Here is an 18045-nt window from a genome sequence, read left to right as displayed (position 1 = left end):
CGATGAACATCACGCCGCAAACGCCTACTCTGTCTATTCCTACTGCGGTTAATCCGCAAACGGATAGCTTGCGTCGTGAAAATAATATCCGCGAAGTTATTGCAAAACCAGCGGCCTCAAACCAGTCTCCAGCAGAAAAAGGGGTAGCTTCTGACAGAGAAAGAGGCAGAACCCCTGCACAGAATAATGAAAATTTTGATTTTGAAAGCATCCGCAAGCAGGCGGAATCAGCAACAAAAACGATTAGCGGTGATAGTAATCGCGAGAGTGGTTCATCAGAGCAACAATCTTCAGCTGAGACTTTTCTAGCAAACGAAAATGCTATTGAAGATGATAGTGAAAATGGTCAAAATTCAGCAAGCTCCCCTGATGGCAAACCGGCTCCTAACAGTCGAGAAGCTTTTACCGAACAAAGAATTATTAATGAGCTACAACTAAGAGATCAAGAAGTACGTGCTCATGAATTGGCACATGCTTCTGTCGGTGGCGCATCAACGGGCTCACCTTCATATACTTTTGAAATGGGTCCAGACGGAAAGAAATATGCTGTTGGTGGTGAAGTTTCAGTAGACCTTTCTACGGTTAATGGCGATCCAAGAGCAACCATAACTAAAATGCAAAAGGTCTATGCCGCCGCACTAGCACCTGCCGATCCATCAATTCAAGACACCCGTGTTGCAGCTTCAGCGTCGCGAGCTATTTTACAAGCGCAAACAGAGCTGGCCGCGATTAGTTCAGCAGACACCAGTGAAGCAAAAAATGTAACCGTCCAAGGTAAGTCTCGTGATGTCTTTTCAGCAGAAGAAAATCAAGAAACAGAAGATTTTGATACACTAGTTAATCGCACGTTAGCGTCTCAGGACGAAATTATAGCTAACCGTGATAGTTCTGTTGATGAGCGAGCTTTAAGAATTGAAAGCCTCTATGCTGGCATTACTCAAGCTTATGAAAAAGAACCCAGTTTTCATTTCCAATTAACGGCCTAAAACCTCTTAAGCCTAAACCTCTTAAGTTATTGCGCTATAAAGAAAAAGCCTCATTATTAATAAATAATGAGGCTTTTTATTGTGCTTGTATCATTAAGCTAAAGTGATATTAATGATTGTCAGCTAAATACCGTAATTCTCACGGTATTTATTAATACTCGCTAAACTTGTCGCTAATGCAGGTTGCAAAGCAAGGTTCTCTTCAAGGTAAGTAACCACGTCAGCTAGGGTAACAATGGCAATAACTTCTGTACCAAAGTCACGTTCAACTTCTTGAATAGCAGATAATTCACCTTGGCCTTTTTCTTGGCGGTCAAGAGCGATTAATACACCAGACAATTGAGCGCCATGGGCCTTAATAATTTCCATTGATTCACGAATAGCAGTGCCGGCAGTAATAACGTCGTCCACTAACATTATCTTACCTTGTAAAGGAGAGCCAACTAAGCTGCCACCTTCACCGTGAGTTTTTGCTTCCTTACGGTTAAAACAATAAGGCATGTCCATACCGTGATGATCAGCTAATGCTACTGCAGTGGTGGTTGCAATTGGTATGCCCTTATAAGCTGGACCGAAAAGCAAATCAAACGCGATAGTAGAATCAACGAGTGCTTGTGCGTAAAAACGACCTAAGCGTGCTAAATCACCGCCGGTATTAAATAAACCCGCATTAAAAAAGTATGGACTTGTACGGCCTGACTTCAAAGTGAATTCACCAAAGCGAAGTACTTCTTTCGCTAGAGCAAATTCAATAAATTCACGTTGATAATCTTTCATCTTTATTCCCACTTTAATCAGAGTATTTAGCTAAGGGCTAACTTTTGTAAATCAAATAATTCGTTAATACTATCTTTTGCTAACGCTAGCATATTGTGCATTTCATCAAAACTAAACGGCGCTTCTTCTGCTGTGCCTTGAATTTCAATCAATTTGCCTGTGTCTGTCATAACGACATTCATATCGGTATCGGCAGCAGAATCTTCTGGGTAATCAAGATCCGAAACGGCTTCACCTTTATAAATACCAACAGAAACTGCTGCTATCATATGCTTTAATGGATTAGTTTTAATAATATCTTTAGCGCGCATATAATTTAAAGCATCGACTAATGCGACACAAGCACCGGTAATGGAAGCAGTACGTGTACCGCCATCAGCTTGTATAACATCGCAATCGACGCTAATGGTATTTTCACCTAGGGCTTTCAAATCGACAGCTGCGCGCAATGCACGAGCGATTAAACGAGATATTTCCAACGTACGACCACTTTGTTTGCCGTTAGCTGCTTCTCTGCGCATACGGGTGTGGGTAGAGCGAGGTAACATGCCATACTCTGCTGTGATCCAACCTTTACCTTGTCCTTTTAAAAAACGTGGTACACCGACTTCTACTGAGGCAGTACAAATAACTTTGGTGTCGCCAAATTCAATTAATACTGAACCTTCAGCATGAGTAGTAAATTGACGAGTAATGGTTACAGGACGTATTTGACCTGGAGTTCTGCCGCTTGGACGCATGTTAATATACCTATGGTGAAATAATTGTTGCGCATTATAATCGTTCAGCAACAAATTTGACATAATCACGTGAAAACAATTTGAAATATAGTTAATCTAATTAGGGTCTAGTTAGCAGTACTTTACAATATCCTAATTTATATTGAGCCTACTTATGAAAAGCTTTGTTGTGTTAATGCTTGTTACTTTCGCTTCTTTTTTGTTAATAACACCCGCCTCAGCCATTAACGCTGATGATTTACCTAAATACAGTAAAGTCTATGATGAAAAAAGTGATCCCTTTAAAGATGCGAATGCGGCAATAAAGCTAGCTCAAAAAACTCAGCGTAATGTGCTAATTGAAATTGGTGGCAACTGGTGCAGTTGGTGTAAAAAAATGGATGTTTTTTTGGCTGAAAACCCTGAGGTTTATCAGAAGCTCCATAGTGAGTTTGTCTTGTTAAAAATAAGCGTCAGTGACAGTAATGAAAATGAAGCGTTTATGAAATCGTTACCACCCGTTTTAGGCTATCCTCATATGTACGTATCAACAAGTAGCGGTAAAATGCTTTTATCAAAAGATACTGCCGAATTACTCGTTGGTGAACAATATTCTAAAGAGCAGTGGTTAGCCTTTCTTAATAAATGGCAAAGCAGTGAGACAAAAGGATAAATCAATGTCAGGTACAGCATTAAATAAAATCAACAGCTTCTTTGATAAAAATTATCAAACACCATCTTGGTTATCACATAAGTTTTCTCGTCGTAAATTATTAAAATCAGCGGCGGGAGCAACGGCAATCTCTGCACTTCCTGCGGTAGCGTTCAGTCAACATGAAAAAGATAAAGTGTTTGAGACTTTGCAGGCAGAGCCTTGGTTAACCTTGAATGCCGTGCTTGATCATCTCTTACCAGAATCAAGTAGTGGTCCAAGCGCCAAAGAGTTACAAGTCGTTATTTATTTATATAACGTTGTTTATCAGCAACCCACTGAAAAAAGTGAAATTGACTTTATTTTTAAAGGTGTCGGTTGGTTAAATGGTTATACACAAAACCAATTACAAAAAAACTTTACTGAGTTAAGCAAAGTCGAAAAAGAAACTATGTTACGAGGGATCAGTGGCTCGAGAGCGGGCGAAAACTGGCTCAATAATCTACTGGGTTATATTTTTGAAGCTATGTTATCGCCACCTGCTTATGGCGGTAATCCAAAAGGTACTGGTTGGCAATGGCTAGAGCATCAAGCGGGCTTTCCATTACCTGAAGCGGGTCAACGTTATTTCGAGTTACCCAAACGTTCGGTGACCAGCGACAAAAGTGCCAACAACATTATTCAATCAAAAGACTTATTAGCAAATAAAAAGTGGTCGACAGTTAAAGGAAGTAACAAAGCATGAGTTTTGATATTTGCATAGTTGGTAGTGGTGCAGGGGCCTCACCTGTCGCTTATACATTAGCGAAAGCTGGCGCTAAAGTATTAATACTGGAAAAAGGTCCGTGGTTAACCGAGAAAGAATTTTTCAAAGATGAATTAGCGATTAGTTTACGTGATTCTTATAATCCCAAACTGGCTGATGAACAGCATGTTATTGAAGAAGAATATCAAACCGCTGACGGAGAAAACTATTGGCAAGGCGAGCCAACAAGTGAGTCGGGCTGGAGCTTCTGGAACGGTAATGTTGTCGGTGGTTCATCTAACTTTATGAGCGGTTATTTTCATCGATTAAAGCCGGTAGATTTTAAGTTAAAGTCAACCTTTGGTGATATTGAAGGCGCTAATATTGTCGATTGGCCGATCAGTTACCACGAGCTTGAAACTTTTTATGCGCAAGTAGAACGAGATGTTGGTGTCTCGGGGAAAGTTGTTTCACACCCTCATCAAGAACCACGCTCAACCGATTTCCCATACCCGCCATTAGTTGATCATCAAGTATCAGACTGGATTGACAAAGCAGCAAAAAATATTGGCTATCACTCATTGCCAGTACCTCGTGCCATCTTATCGACTCCAGCCATGGGACGAAAAAGTTGCGAGTATTCAGGGTATTGTAGTAGCTATGGTTGTTCAACCGGTGCCAAAGGTAGTGGTCGAGCTGCTTTGTTAAACCATGCCGTGGCAACGGGAAATTTAACCATTAAAGCGAATGCTAAGGTTTATCATATAGCGAGTGATGATGAAGGTAAAATATCTGCCATCCATTATTACGACTCACAAGGTCGAGAACAAAAAGCCACAGCAAAAATTTATGTTGTTGCTTGTCAAGCGGTTGAAACATCACGTTTATTGCTGGCTTCCAAAGGGAAAAAATTCCCACAAGGGCTTGCGAACAATAGCGGACAAGTGGGTAAGAATTTAGTGTTTAGTGGTGGAGGTACAGGTAAAGGGGACTTTTTATTTGCTGATTTAACAACGCAAAAGCAAGCTCAATTAAAGCAAGTTGGCCCTTTTATAAATCGTGCTTTACAAGACTGGTATCAAATTGACGATAAAAGCTTCTCTGGTGCTAATCAACAAGGTCAAGCGAAAGGCGGCACCATAGACTTTCTCTTTTATCAAAACCCTATTGCTCGTGCACAAGGGCAACAATTCAATGATGCAAATGAGTTAGTGTGGGGCGAGCAATTACAGAAAAACTTAAAAGAAGAATTTACCACTTATAAAACCTTACGTTTTGAAGTCTTTAATGACTGGTTACCCACCGACGATTGTTTTGTTAGTTTAGACCCAGAAGTCACTGATAAATGGGGGCAAGCAGTCGCCAAGGTAAGAATTGGTGCACACCAACATGATAGGGTGGTTGGAGAGTATCTAGCGGAGAAAGGCAAGAAGTTGCTGGAAAGTATGGGCGCAAAAAATATTACTAGCTCTGTTAGCAGCTACCCGCCAACAAACTTAATGGCAGGAGGTTGCCGGTTCGGTAATGACCCCAAAACATCGGTATTGAATAAATACTGTCAAGCCCATGAAGTCAATAATTTATATGTTACTGATGGCTCATTTATGCCCACAGGCGGTAGTGTTCCCTACACGTTTACCATTTATGCCAATGCATTTCGAGTTGCAGAGCATATTAAACACCGTTGGCAAGAGTCTATCATTTAGCCATTGTTATTGGGGGGAGTGTTGTGAGGAGATAAAAGCATACCCTCACAACAGTTTATTGATTAGGTTTTAACGAGACATCAATTTTCTAAGGCTAATCGACGAGTCTGATCTGAATTCGCTATAGCCACGTATTACTGCACAGTTTAATTATAACTTGGTGTAATAAATTGCTAATCAAAGCGAATGTTATTATTACACTTAATTCGTTTGTCCGATAACGAGGAGTAATACAGTATTGTTAGCACATAAACCATTAGGGGTGATATTTGATCTCGACAACACCTTGGTCTCTTCATCTTTAGATTTTGACAGTATAAGAGCTTCCTTGGGGTGTCCAAAAGGCATCGATTTATTAGATTTTATTGATGCTTTACCAGAACATCATCAAGTTGAAGCTCATGAGGTGATAGTAGAATATGAAATAAATGATGCTAGGACAGCAAATAAGTTGGCGGGAACCGACCAAATTTTAACTTTATTAGCTGAGTTGTCTTTACCTTGTGCGATTGTTACCAGAAATTGTCGACAAGCAGCGACGATAAAAGTAAAAAACAATAATATCGATATTGAGATATTACTGACCCGAGAAGATCACAAAGCCAAACCAGCTCCTGATGCGTTACTACATTTAGCCGAGCTTTGGCAGATAGCCCCTGAAAATTTATTGTATGTCGGTGATTATTTATATGACTTGCAAGCGGCGCGAAATGCTAACACCATGTCTTGTCTTATCAATTATGGTATAACAGCAAGCTATGAAAATTTGGCAGATGTTGTCGTTCTCGACCTTAATGAATTAAGCGAGACAATTAAGCAAGTATCGATTGTAGAACATGCATAATGGAATTATCTGCAGTGTATGTTCTTTACTGCAGATTTTCATGCACATTAAATCGTTAATTACTTATTTTCAAGTAATGCTGTTAGGCATGATACTTGTTCGCTCAATACGGTAACTTGCCTTTCTAGATCTGCTACTCTTTGCTCCAGACGAGGCTGATTTTCAGATGAACTATCGTCTATATCGACAATGTTAGTATCAGCTAATTGATTTTCATGGGTATCAGAAAGTAAATGAACGTAGCGAGAATCACGTTTGCCAGGCTCTCGCGCTAGCTTTTTGACTAATATCTTACTGTTTAAATTTTGCAATTGATGCAAAGTCGTTTCAACTTCACTGACATCGGTAAAGTCAGCTAAACGATTGGTACGAGTTCTTAACTCTCCCGGGGTTTGCGGCCCTCTTAGTAATAACACACAAATAATGGCTTTTTGCTGGCGTGTAAATTTTAAATGACCAAACTCAGTATCACAAAAACGATGAAAATATTTATTTACCCTTACCGAAGCTTTTCTATCTACCATTAATTGATTCATTTCTACCAATTCATCGACTAAGTTTTGCACATCACTTTCAGAAAAATTCGTTACCGGCTCACGGTTACTTTTTTGATTACAGCCTAGGGTAATACCATTTAATGAGAGTGGATATTGCTCAGGTGTTGTGATTTCTTTCTCAAGCATTACACCAATAATGCGGCATTGGTTGGCGGATAGTGTGATCATTTTTAAAGTTTCCTGACAAAAGTCTTTGCTAATGTTATACCAAGCTATGTCTATATTTACTATGTTAAGTTGTTTTATCAGTCATAAAAAAAGCCATAGTTTGCTATGGCTTTTAAAAGAATCAAACCTACTTAATACCTATTCGATATTCGCGATCTGCTCACGCATTTGCTCGATAAGTACTTTTAGTTCGACAGCTGCATTGGTGATATCAACATTAATCGATTTAGATCCTAAGGTATTCGCTTCACGATTAAATTCTTGCATCATAAAATCTAGGCGACGACCTTGTGCACCACCTTTTGTTAGGATGCTTCTTGTCTCTTTTACATGGCTAAATAGGCGATCAATTTCTTCGTCAACATCCATTTTTTGCGCAAGTAACACTAGCTCTTGTTCAACTCGGCTTGAATCAAGCTCAATTTTGGCGTCGGTGAATTTATCGGTGATCCGCTTACGCTGCCATGCAATGATTTCAGGCATAAATGCTTTTACTTTGTCTGACTGCTCAACAATACCTTCAAGGCGTTGTTCAATTAATACTTTTAAGTTTTCTCCCTCACTTGCCCGAGCATCAATAAAGTCTTTTAGCGCTTGTTCAAATCCTTCCAAAATTTCTTTTTGAATGTTGGTCATATCGGCTTCTTCAGCTTCCATGACACCAGGCCAGCGCATAATTTCTAAAGGATTTAATTGACTATTAAGTGTTTGTTCGTTTATCCAACCTGCGTGCTGTAACAGTTGTTCAGCTAAGCCTTTATTAAGTGATAAATTGTTTTTTGCTGATGGGTTAGCATTGAAACGCAAGCTGCACTCTACTTTGCCACGATTTAATTGTTTACGAAATCGCTCGCGCAATGCCGGTTCAATGCTACGAAATTGTTCTGGTAAACGGAAGTAAGTTTCCAAAAATCGTTGATTTACAGATCGAATTTCCCAAACTGCATTACCCCAATCACCTTTCACTTCAAAGCGAGAAAAAGCCGTCATACTATGGATCATATTGTTATCCGTTTACTGAATCTAAAAATTAAGGTAATTATGCCAAACGCGTAATCAGGTAGCTACTATATTTTATACGCTTAAAGAATGAATTTTTATTTATACTAGGGTTAATCTAATTTCCATTTTTCTTTAATTTTTGCAAGTTGACCTGTGGTTACTAGTTGTTGAAATGCCGTTTGGTATTTTTTTATCAATGTTGGTGACGTATCAAGACTAAAGGCAATACTGAGTTTGTTATTTAAAGCGGCTACTTCGTTTAACCTTTGTAACTCATTAAAATCATAGCCCAGATTTTTAGCTCTGGTTTCTATGGTGATTTGTGTGGCAAGTATTAGGTCAACTCTATCAATAAATAGCATATTCATGGTTTGTCGCTCGTTAGCAAGTTGGTAAATATTGGAGAAGTCTTGAGCGATTAAATATTGTGCTGAATTAGAATTTCTAGAAACAGCGATCTTACGGTTTTTTAATGCGGAGACTTTATAGTTAGTTTTAGGGTAATGTTTTTTTAATCCCCAAAAATATAAGCGCTCTTCTTTAAGGGCACCGATCCAATGAAATTTTTTATTTCTAAGCTTTGTATGTGCAATAGAGTAAATTAAAACATTAGGGTTATGAAGTGCAACGTCGTATGCCCTTGCCCAAGGCATTACCTGAATCTTAGGATGGTCTTCAGTTATTTTAAATAAAGCTTCAACGACATCGGTAGAAAAACCACCTAAGCTACCATCCGGGTTTTTAATTTGATAAGGCTCTAGAAGCTCGGTAACAACTTCAATGACTTCAGCTTTGCCATTAAACGGTACCAATAAAAGGAAAAAAGTTATTATTAAAATGGTGAGATAATTGTTAAATAATTTGATCATATATATTTTAAGTATCCGTAATATACTCGGTAGCAATACTATTTATAAACCTTAACCAAGATTTTTATTTTTATTAATATAGCTCATTTTATTTGAATGGGTGGTTATATTATTAAATTTAGGCATAAAAAAAAGCAGCCTAAGCTGCTTTTTAAAATAAACGCTAGATATAGGTTAACTTAGCACAAAGTCTAAAATACCTATTGCTGCTTTGCGGCCCTGATCAACAGCTGTAACAACAAGGTCTGAACCTAGCACCATATCACCACCGGCAAAAATATTTTGTTTAGTGGTTTGTAAAGCAAATTCGCTATTATCAGCGGCTAACACCAGACCACGTTTATCTATTTCAACACCGGCATCTTTCATCCATTGTGGTGGACTAGGTAAGAAACCAAAAGCAATAACGACGGCGTCAGCTTCCATAATAAACTCACTACCCGCTATCGGTTCAGGGCTTCTTCTGCCTTTCGCATCCGCAGCGCCTAGTTGAGTTTTTACAAATTTAACACCACAGGCATTACCTTCTTTATCAACAGCAATATCAAGAGGTTGTATGTTAAATTGAAAGTTAACACCTTCTTCTTTAGCATTTTGAACCTCACGTGGTGAACCCGGCATATTGGCTTCGTCACGACGATAAGCACAGGTTACTTCGGTAGCACTTTGACGAATTGAGGTACGTACACAATCCATTGCCGTATCACCACCACCGAGGACAATGACTTTCTTATTTTCAAAACTAATAAAAGGTTTAGCATTTTCAGTAATTTTCATTAAGTTTTGTGTATTACCGATTAAGAAATCGAGTGCGGTATAAACACCAGCAGCGCCTTCGTGTTCAAAGCCACCTGTCATATCTGTGTAGGTACCGAGCGCTAAAAATACCGCGTCGTACTCTTCACTTAATGAATCAATGGTAATATCAACACCGACATTGACATTTAATCTAAATTCAATGCCCATGCCTTCAAAGATTTCACGACGCGTTTGAATAACATCTTTTTCTAGTTTGAATGATGGAATACCAAAAGTGAGCAAGCCACCTATTTGAGCATGTTTGTCGTAAACAACAGCGTCGATACCATTACGTGTTAGTACGTCAGCACAAGATAAACCTGCAGGGCCAGCACCAATAACAGCAACACGTTTGTTCACTTTTACTACGTCTGATAAGTCAGGTTTCCACCCTTGTGCAAAGGCAGTGTCGGTAATATATTTTTCGATATTACCAATAGTAACCGCACCAAAATCTTCGTTTAATGTACAGGCAGACTCACAGAGTCTATCTTGTGGACAAACACGGCCACACATTTCTGGTAAGCTATTTGTTTGATGACATAAGTCAGCAGCTTCAAAGATCTTACCTTCGGTAACCAACTCTAACCATTGTGGAATATAATTGTGAACAGGGCATTGCCACTCACAATAAGGATTACCACAATCTAAACAACGATCTGCTTGGCCAGCACTTTGGTCAGTACTCAATGGCTGATAGATTTCAACAAAATTTATTTTACGTTGTTCAATCGCTTTTTTAGGCGGATCGATGCGTTTAACATCGATAAACTGATAAACATTTTTACTCATACTGTTTTCCCTTAATTCGCATTCTCGACACGACTACTGTGCTTGAACGCGAAGTTCAGCAGATGAACGACTACGATGACCTAATAAGGTTTTAACATCGGTTGCCGTAGGTTTAACTAATTTAAATCGTGGTGCGTAAGCATCAAAGTCAGCTAATATTTCTTGAGCGCGTGCACTACCTGTTTCATCAAAATGTTGGTTAATAATACCGCGTAAATGTTCTTGATGAATAGTCAGATCACTTATTGGTAATAATTCGATAGATTCGCTATTTAAGCGGACATCTAAATCACCTGATTCATCAAACACATAAGCAAAACCACCTGTCATACCGGCACCAAAGTTTACACCAACTTGCCCAAGAATGGTCACTATGCCACCCGTCATGTATTCACAAGCATGATCACCAGTGCCTTCAATTACAGCATGAGCACCCGAGTTACGCACCGCAAAGCGCTCACCCGCACGGCCACAGCCATAAAGTCTGCCACCGGTTGCGCCATATAAACAAGTATTACCCATAATCATGGTTTTATGACTTAAATACTCAACACCTTTAGGTGGCTTGATGGTTAGCTTACCGCCAGTCATTCCTTTACCAACGTAATCATTGGCATCACCGGTCAGGGTCATTTCTAAGCCACCGGCATTCCAAACACCAAAACTTTGGCCAGCTGTGCCATTAAGATAAATTTTAATAGGAGATGACGCCATCCCTTGGTCACCATGATGACGAGCAATTTCACCCGATAATGATGCACCGACAGAACGATCAGTGTTTTGTATAGAAAAGCGGAACTCACCGCCTGCGCTATGCGAAACAGCATCAGTACAAGCCGCCAATATTTCTTTATTTAATACGCCTTTGTCAAAGGGCTCATTTCCTTCTGTTTGATAAAGAGCCGTATCAGCACCTGCTACAACAGGCGCAATAATAGGTGATAAATCTAATTTTTGCTGCTTAGCTGTTAAACCTGTCAATTGAACGAGTAGGTCGGTTCGACCAATTATCGCTGTTAAGCTTTCGACTCCTAAACGGGCTAAAATTTCACGTACCTCTTGGGCAATAAACTTAAAGTAGTTCATTACTTGCTCAGGTAAACCTTTAAAGAATTTTTCACGTAAAACATCGTCTTGTGTTGCAACACCTGTAGCACAATTATTTAAATGACAGATACGTAAGAATTTACAGCCCAGAGTGACCATAGGCGCGGTACCAAAACCAAAGCTTTCTGCGCCTAAAATTGCCGCTTTAACAATATCGATACCAGTTTTTAATCCGCCGTCAACTTGTAAACGTACTTTATGACGCAAACCGTTAGTCACTAATGACTGGTGTGCTTCGGCTAAACCTAACTCCCATGGACAACCGGCATACTTAACCGAACTCAATGGACTAGCTGCAGTACCGCCGTCGTAACCTGAAATGGTAATAAAATCGGCGTAAGCTTTAGCAACACCAGAAGCAATAGTGCCAACACCAGGTCCTGAAACCAGTTTTACTGAAATAACCGCTTTAGGGTTAACTTGTTTTAAATCGAAAATAAGCTGAGCTAAATCTTCAATTGAATAAATATCATGATGTGGTGGTGGAGAAATCAAGGTCACACCGGGTACTGAAAAGCGCAACTTAGCAATTAACGGTGAAACCTTATCACCGGGTAATTGACCACCTTCGCCGGGTTTTGCACCTTGAGCGACTTTTATTTGTAGTACATCGGCATTAACTAAGTAATGCGGTGTCACCCCAAATCGGCCAGAAGCAATTTGTTTGATACGTGAATTTTTTACGGTACCAAAGCGGCGTTCGTCTTCACCTCCTTCACCTGAATTTGAATAACCGCCTAAACGATTCATGGCAATTGCCAATGCTTCATGAGCTTCAGGGCTTAATGCACCAATAGACATAGCGGCACTATCAAAGCGTTTAAACATTTCAGTATCAGGTTCTACTTTGCTGATATCTATGGCTTGGGTATCTTCTTTAAAGCCCAATAAATCACGTAACGTTGCCACTGGGCGATTATTTACTTGATCGGCAAACAGGCGGTAATCTGCATAATCGCCAGATTGAACTGCTTTTTGTAAGTAAGTTACGACATCAGGGTTATAAGCGTGGTATTCACCGCCATGTACATACTTAAGTAAGCCGCCGTGATTGACTTTTTGATGAGCTAAAAAGGCTTTACGAGCAAGATTAATATTGTCTTGTTCTATGTCTGAAAAATCAGCGCCTTGAATACGACTTGGTAAATCAGGGAAGCATATTTGCATGATATTTTGATGCAAACCAATCACTTCAAACAAACCTGCACAACGGTAGCTGGCGATTGTTGAAATACCCATCTTAGATAATATTTTCAACAAGCCTTTATTAATGCCATCACGATAGTTCATTACAGCTTGACGCGCCGTTAACTCAATTTGTCCTTGTTCAACTAATTGCTCAATTGTCTCAAAAGCAAGGTAAGGATAAACAGCGGTAGCGCCTAAACCTAGTAACACAGCAAAGTGATGTGAATCTCTTGCCGATGCCGTTTCAACAATTATATTTGAGTCACAACGTAATTGTGTTTCAACTAAGCGTTGTTGTACTGCGCCAACTGCCATCGCTGCAGGTATAGGTAAAAACCCTTTATCAATTTGACGGTCTGAAAGTATTAAAATAACGGTGTTTTTATCACGAACTAATGTTTCGGCTTCATCACATAAACGAATAATAGCCGCTTCTAAACCTTCTTCTGTGCGGTAATTTAAGTTCAGAGTGTCGCTGCGGTAATGCTCTGGGGCAAGTTCACGTAGCTGCTTTAATCCGGTATACATTAAGATAGGTGTTGCAAACAAAATTCTGTCGGCATGGCCTGTTGTTTCGTTAAAAACATTATGTTCACGACCAATGCAGGTACCCAGCGACATAACATAGCGTTCACGTAATGGATCTATGGGGGGATTTGTTACCTGAGCAAATTGCTGGCGGAAATAATCATAAATTGTACGAGGTTGGCTTGAAAGTACTGCCATAGGGGTGTCATCGCCCATAGAACCCGTTGCTTCCATGCCATTTTCAGCCAATGTTTTTACAATTTGATGAATTTCTTCGTAACTGTAATTAAACATTTTATGGTATTGCGATAGGCCTTTATCATCAAAAATACGCTTACCAATAAGTTCGGCATCGAGTTGATGAAAGGGCACTAAACGGCGGATGTTTTTATCCAACCATTCACGGTAAGGGTGGCGAACTTTTAGTTCTTCATCAATATCGGTAGAAGTGAATATTTTGCCGGTGTAAGTATCAATGGCAAGCATTTCACCTGGGCCAACACGACCTTTTTCGACCACTTCATCTTCACCGTAATCCCAAATACCTACTTCAGAGGCAAGGGTGATAAAGCCATCACGAGTAATAACATAACGAGCAGGACGTAAGCCGTTTCTGTCTAAATTACAGGCAACATGGCGACCATTGGTAACTACAACGCCGGCTGGGCCGTCCCATGGTTCCATATGCATAGAATTAAATTCGTAAAACGCTTTTAAGTCTTCATCCATTAACGGACTATTTTGCCAAGCAGGTGGCATTAACAAACGCATACCTCGGTATAAATCCATACCGCCAGCAAGGAATAATTCAAGCATGTTATCTAGTGATGATGAGTCAGAACCACTTTCATTAACAAAAGGCGCAGCATCTTGAAGATCGGGTAATAAAGGTGATTTAAAGATGTGGGTACGGGCACGACTCCACTGTCGGTTACCTTTAATTGTATTAATTTCACCGTTATGAGCCAAATAACGAAAAGGCTGTGCTAAATGCCATTGTGGAGAAGTATTGGTTGAAAAACGTTGATGAAAAACACAAATGGCCGTTTGCATGCGAATATCAGCAAGGTCTAAATAAAAGTTAGGTAAGTCTACCGGCATCATTAAGCCTTTATAGATAGTTACCAAGCACGACAAACTTGCCACATAAAAAACGCTATCTTCAATGCGTTTTTCTGCACGACGACGTGCCATAAATAAACGGCGTTCTAAATCTCGATTTCTCCAGCCCGGAGGAGCATCAACAAAAACCTGCTCTATTTGCGGCATGTTATTGACAGCGGTCTCACCTAGCATAGAAGTATCAGTAGGCACTATGCGCCAGCCAATAAGTGTTAGGGTTTCACGCGCTAACTCTTCTTCAAGAATCTTTTTACTTAAAGCGGCTTGAATAGGGTCAGGATTGAGGAAAATCATACCTACAGCGTATTTTTTGCCAAGCTTCCAGTTGTTTTCTTCGGCAATAGCTCGAAAGAAGGTATCAGGTTTTTGCATCAACAAGCCACAACCGTCACCTGTTTTACCATCAGCAGCAATACCGCCACGATGTTGCATGCGATCAAGGGCATGAATTGCCGTTTTTACTAGTTTATGACTTGCTTCACCTTGTTGGTGAGCAATTAAGCCGAATCCGCAGTTGTCTTTTTGAACGCTGTGATCGTAAAGCATGATGTTATTTTCTCCTCAGGAAATAACCACTTGAGCACAGAGAACATGTTAAAGGAATAAAGTTATACAAATAATGCATAAATACTCTGTTTTCACTCAGGTGGAACCCTTCACATTAAACACTTATCGATAAAAGGTCAATCAAAATAGAGTATTTGCTCGTAGTTTTTGTACATTAGTGTAACTATATGTTTTTATTGGTTATTGCTTGTGTAGGTTGGTTTTGTTGATTTAATCGCCTATTTTTTAAGCTGTTATCAATAGCTTTTAGCGAGTTGAGAATGATTTTTGTTTACTTTGTTGTAATTTAATTACATTTTTATTTTTATGACGAGATATGACGAGATATGCTAATTTTAGCTGTTATTCATCTTTTATTCATTGATGTATGTACAAGATGGTGGAGAATACGGTGAAAATTCATCAATAAAAAAGCCAGTAATTACTGGCTTTAATACTAACTTACTTTTTGTAATTGAATATCAATAGCTTAGGGTTGGTAGCCACCCTCAATGCCTTTAGTCGTAATACTTACCGCATCGTGGGCATGTAAAGATTCAAGGTGGTTGATACGTAGCCAAAAGTCGTCATATCCAGCAGTATTATTCATTGCGTGTTGTAAACGACGAGCGGCGTCTTCACAAAACATTAAGTTTTGACCATTCAGTAGCGCAAATTCTTGTTCATCTTCTCTTTTTACTGCGGCTTGAACGGGTGTCTTTAAACAGCCTTCAATAATATCGACTAATGCAGTAATAGGGAATTCACTAATGTTGGCATTTAACTTTACTTTTAATTCAGCAACTGAGCGTTGACTATGAGGTGTAGCAACAATACCTTCAGTTGTACCCAGCCACTCATGAATTGAGTCTAAATCGGCTTCTTGGCCATTAAACTTCTCTTTAAAAGCTTTTTGGATTAACTGTCGAGCAAGGGCGGCAGAACAAGGACAAGTTGATGAATATCTAACATCAACTGCTAGCTCTATATCGAGTTTACCTTTATTTAAGCGACCGGTTAATGTTACTGGGTATGCTTTCCAGCCTTGCTTACCACTGATTAATGATTTTCTTCTTAAGTGATAGTCGAAGCGGAACTGCACTTTAGCATTATCGCTAAGATCGTGGTGACTACTGATAAAACCACTGAGTAAAGTGACCAAGCTTTGAAAGTCTAAAGTATTACTGGTTGAAAGTTCATCAAGCAGTAAATACAAGCGAGACATATGAATGCCTTTTGCTTGTGGTTCTTTTAAGTTTACAAACGCGTCAATAAAAGTAGAAACCATTCGCTCATTCTCACCTTGCGAAGCAACCATCATCGGCATTTCTATATTACTCATTCCAACCCAATCTAGGGTACCTTCGGTTTGAGCTGTGGTGTGGTTGGCGATATCAGGCATTAATGTGGACATTTCTACTCCAGTATTTCTAACACGCTATGTAAAGGGCTTTTTGAAACTTCAGTACATAACAAACTTATTAAGGGCGCGTATTCTAACGTATATTTCCTTGTAGATATAGCGACAGTTCTTTTTTAAGTTACTGAGCAAGATAACTTATTGAAACGCTCTGTATTCATATGGTTTTATGCTTTTAAAATGACTTTGAAGTAATCTAGATGAAAGGCATTTGTTTAATGACATCGGCGTTGATATTGTTACAATGAAGAAAATTACGCCACGATAATTATAATTTAAGGTAGGTTTTGTGAATTATACCGAACAGTTAGATGTTAATTTATTAGATGGATACTTGGATAGCTTAGGACAAGATATTGTGCAACAGATGTTGGACTTATATATTGAGCAATCAAAGACCTATATTGAAGACATTATCGATTCGATTGCACAAGAGTCACAAGTATTATGGCAAGAACGTTGCCATAAAATGAAAGGTGCAACTGGCAGTGTTGGTTTGTTAACCGCTCATGCTAAGTTGGTGGCAATTGAAAAATTACCCGGGCAATGGCCAGAAAAATCAGCCTTTATCTCTGAGTTGAATGAGATAAATAAAAATGCCGTTACTGCTTTTAAAGTATGGTTAGACTCAAAATAACCATGATTTAAGACAATTAAAAAAGGGGAAGCAATTATTGCTTCCCCTTTTTTAATTATTTATTGTTAAAGCGCGCTTAATCTACAGAGCCAATAAAACGATATCCTTCACCGTGAATGGTATTAATTAATTCAGCAGCGTCAGGTACCGATTCAAAATGTTTGCGTAAACGCCTAATCGTTACATCAACGGTACGGTCATTTGAGCGAAGGTCACGCCCGGTCATTTCTTTAATCAATTGCTGGCGAGTAACAATTTGGCCCGTGTTTTCAATTAATAAACGTAGAGCGCGATATTCGCCGCGAGGTATAGATAAAACTTGCCCGTCAGGTGCGGTCATTTTTCTTGAATTACCATCGAGTGACCATTTATTGAAAGTGATCACTGCTTTTTCAATTTCATTCTTTGTCTGACCAATTCGGTTAAGAATGTTTCGAGCTCGAATTGTTAATTCACGTGGATTAAATGGTTTTGTTAAATAGTCATCAGCACCAATTTCTAAACCAAGTATCTTATCTATATCACTATCACGACCGGTAAGAAATATTAACCCTAGCTCGTTGTTGCTGGTTAATTCTCTTGCCAATAATAAGCCATTTTTACCCGGAAGGTTAATATCCATGATGACTAAATTAATGGTGTTTTTTTGTAATTGAGTATCCATGCTCTCACCGTCTGTAGCCTCTGATACTTGATAGCCTTCTGCTTCAAACAAGTTACGTAGGTTAAAGCGTGTAACATCTTCGTCTTCTACGATAAGTATGTGAGGTTTTTGCATGTTTTTTTTTCCATTCTTTATGTATTTAGCAATAATGTTTACGGTATGTTAGTTATAGCTGAAAATTATATTAACGCTATGTTACTAATGCTTATTTTGTTAAT

General features: G+C 39.2%; 15 protein-coding genes. 6 read left to right on the top strand and 9 right to left on the bottom strand.

The genetic code is table 11. The features are described from left to right. The first annotated feature begins 2 nt into the window (after positions 1-2). A complete protein-coding gene (locus tag H4J62_RS02085; protein ID WP_182214444.1) occupies positions 3-986 on the top strand; it encodes a putative metalloprotease CJM1_0395 family protein in 984 nt (327 codons plus the stop codon). 123 nt (positions 987-1109) lie between these two features. Here H4J62_RS02085 and pyrE read toward each other — a convergent pair whose 3' ends face one another. Beyond that, on the bottom strand, positions 1110-1763 hold the full coding sequence (gene pyrE, locus H4J62_RS02080; RefSeq protein ID WP_182214442.1) for an orotate phosphoribosyltransferase: 654 nt from the start codon (positions 1761-1763) through the stop codon (positions 1110-1112). A 26-nt stretch (positions 1764-1789) separates the two neighbouring features. Beyond that, positions 1790-2503 carry a ribonuclease PH gene (gene rph / locus H4J62_RS02075; protein WP_070375502.1) on the bottom strand — a complete coding sequence of 238 codons (714 nt, stop codon included), beginning with the start codon at positions 2501-2503 and terminating at the stop codon, positions 1790-1792. Between the two features lie 154 nt (positions 2504-2657). On the opposite strand from rph, the gene H4J62_RS02070 reads away from it, so the two are divergent. From H4J62_RS02070 to H4J62_RS02055, 4 genes are all read left to right on the top strand, one after another. After that, positions 2658-3155 (top strand): thioredoxin family protein, encoded by a 498-nt coding sequence (locus tag H4J62_RS02070; RefSeq protein ID WP_083277985.1) that lies wholly within the window; start codon positions 2658-2660, stop codon positions 3153-3155. Positions 3156-3159: 4 nt separating this feature from the next. Beyond that, a complete protein-coding gene (locus tag H4J62_RS02065; RefSeq protein WP_182214440.1) occupies positions 3160-3879 on the top strand; it encodes a gluconate 2-dehydrogenase subunit 3 family protein in 720 nt (239 codons plus the stop codon). Then, positions 3876-5585 (top strand): GMC family oxidoreductase, encoded by a 1710-nt coding sequence (locus H4J62_RS02060; protein ID WP_182214438.1) that lies wholly within the window; start codon positions 3876-3878, stop codon positions 5583-5585. Before H4J62_RS02065 ends, H4J62_RS02060 begins: the two co-directional genes overlap by 4 nt. 238 nt (positions 5586-5823) lie before the next feature. After that, a complete protein-coding gene (locus tag H4J62_RS02055) occupies positions 5824-6429 on the top strand; it encodes an HAD family hydrolase (RefSeq protein WP_182214437.1) in 606 nt (201 codons plus the stop codon). A gap of 59 nt (positions 6430-6488) precedes the next feature. Here H4J62_RS02055 and H4J62_RS02050 read toward each other — a convergent pair whose 3' ends face one another. The 6 genes from H4J62_RS02050 to folE2 form a co-directional block, all read right to left on the bottom strand. After that, complete coding sequence (locus tag H4J62_RS02050) at positions 6489-7154, bottom strand: YceH family protein (protein ID WP_070375507.1); 666 nt, start codon at positions 7152-7154, stop codon at positions 6489-6491. A gap of 138 nt (positions 7155-7292) precedes the next feature. Further along, positions 7293-8156 (bottom strand): YicC/YloC family endoribonuclease, encoded by an 864-nt coding sequence (locus H4J62_RS02045; protein ID WP_182214435.1) that lies wholly within the window; start codon positions 8154-8156, stop codon positions 7293-7295. 110 nt (positions 8157-8266) lie between these two features. Next, on the bottom strand, positions 8267-9025 hold the full coding sequence (locus H4J62_RS02040) for an ABC transporter substrate-binding protein (protein WP_182214433.1): 759 nt from the start codon (positions 9023-9025) through the stop codon (positions 8267-8269). A gap of 174 nt (positions 9026-9199) precedes the next feature. Continuing rightward, positions 9200-10615, bottom strand: a complete 1416-nt coding sequence (locus H4J62_RS02035; protein ID WP_182214432.1) for an FAD-dependent oxidoreductase — start codon at positions 10613-10615, stop codon at positions 9200-9202. A 33-nt stretch (positions 10616-10648) separates the two neighbouring features. Continuing rightward, positions 10649-15109, bottom strand: a complete 4461-nt coding sequence (gene gltB / locus H4J62_RS02030; protein WP_182214605.1) for a glutamate synthase large subunit — start codon at positions 15107-15109, stop codon at positions 10649-10651. A gap of 487 nt (positions 15110-15596) precedes the next feature. Next, positions 15597-16520, bottom strand: a complete 924-nt coding sequence (gene folE2 / locus H4J62_RS02025) for a GTP cyclohydrolase FolE2 (RefSeq protein ID WP_070375512.1) — start codon at positions 16518-16520, stop codon at positions 15597-15599. Positions 16521-16815: 295 nt separating this feature from the next. On the opposite strand from folE2, the gene H4J62_RS02020 reads away from it, so the two are divergent. Next, positions 16816-17163, top strand: a complete 348-nt coding sequence (locus H4J62_RS02020; RefSeq protein WP_070375513.1) for an Hpt domain-containing protein — start codon at positions 16816-16818, stop codon at positions 17161-17163. A 76-nt stretch (positions 17164-17239) separates the two neighbouring features. Here H4J62_RS02020 and arcA read toward each other — a convergent pair whose 3' ends face one another. After that, the gene (gene arcA / locus H4J62_RS02015) at positions 17240-17941 is read right to left on the bottom strand and encodes a two-component system response regulator ArcA (RefSeq protein WP_070375514.1); all 702 of its coding nucleotides are present in this window, start codon (positions 17939-17941) and stop codon (positions 17240-17242) included. Positions 17942-18045: the final 104 nt, after the last annotated feature.

Source organism: Colwellia sp. BRX8-5, from assembly GCF_014077325.1.
Taxonomy (GTDB): domain Bacteria; phylum Pseudomonadota; class Gammaproteobacteria; order Enterobacterales; family Alteromonadaceae; genus Colwellia_A.
This window is presented reverse-complemented; position numbering and strand designations above follow the sequence as displayed.